Source organism: Vibrio sp. 03_296, from assembly GCF_002265885.1.
In genome coordinates this window covers 1-1,088 of record NZ_NPKW01000999.1, presented here as the reverse complement: position 1 = coordinate 1,088, position 1,088 = coordinate 1, and the positions used below count along the sequence as shown (strand labels likewise).

At 47.5% G+C, this 1,088-nt stretch carries 1 protein-coding gene and 1 pseudogene; both read right to left on the bottom strand.

Annotation, left to right across the window (positions count from 1 at the left end; genetic code table 11):
- Positions 1-450, bottom strand: a 450-nt coding sequence (locus tag CIK04_RS35855; RefSeq protein WP_369597189.1) for an HD-GYP domain-containing protein, incomplete at its 3' end; no start/stop codon positions are given.
- A gap of 95 nt (positions 451-545) precedes the next feature.
- Positions 546-1,039: pseudogene (locus CIK04_RS35850) on the bottom strand (DUF3369 domain-containing protein).
- Positions 1,040-1,088 lie beyond the last annotated feature (49 nt).

Sequence of the window (1,088 nt, the reverse complement as noted above, 5' to 3'; positions counted from 1 at the left end):
ATCCACTAATCGGGGATCGAAATGTTTGCCTTTTTGCGCTTCGATTTCTTGGCGAATTTGTTCGTCAGACCATGGTTCTTTGTAGCTGCGTTTTGCCCCTAACGCATCAAACACATCCGCCAAGCCCGTAATTCGGCCACTGATCGGGATCGACTCTCCTTTCAGCCCCATCGGATACCCTGACCGTCCCACTTTTCGTGATGTGTCCCAGCGACTTTCTTTCGCAATGGCGAAGGAGGCGTCGTTTGGATTTAGCTCAAGATGTTGACGCCATATTCGACGTCGCTTTTTCATGATTTCCCACTCTTGCGCATCCAGCTTACCGGGCTTGTGAAGAATGCTGTCAGGATCGCCACTTGCCACATCATGCAACTGGTCGAGGCGTTGCTTGATCAAATTGACTTCGAAATCACTGAGTCCGTACAACTGCGCCAGTTTCTCTGAAATCAACGAAACGCGTTGTACGTGCGCACCGGTTTCTTTACTGCGCGCTTCCTACCGCATTGGCAAGGTTGTAGACCAGTTCCTTGGAGGTCTCTCGGACATCAAGCAACAAATTCAAGATTTTCAAAGGTGAGCCCAATATTTTGCATATAGATTTCAAGCAGTTGTCGATCTAACTCAGACACTGCTTGTTGAGATTCACATAGAGTAAATTGTCCACGCCCTGTTCATCGTGGCTATACAACACAAACGCATCGCCAAAGTGTGTGGTTTGACGGCTCTCCAACACTTGTTGACAGCGTTCTGCCACCAACTCTGGCAGTTTTTCAAACGCACACTCTGAGTAGAGATCAACATAAGAACCCGTCGCTGCCAGCGTCATGGCTCGGCAAACCTCGCCATTAGGGTCGGGTTTAACAATGCAATAAAAAGCGGATTTTTCTAACTTGAGTAATGAAGTGAGCTGTTCTAGCACGGCTGAAGCGTAGTTCTGCAGAGAGGTGGTATTTTGCACATAAGCAGAAGATTGAATCACCTTACTCAAGCCCTCTTTTTGTTCTTCAATCAAACAAAGGTCGCGATAGGCACGCAACATGGAATAGAGAACCGTTTCAATTTTGCGTGGTGTAGCTCGGTTTTCTCTT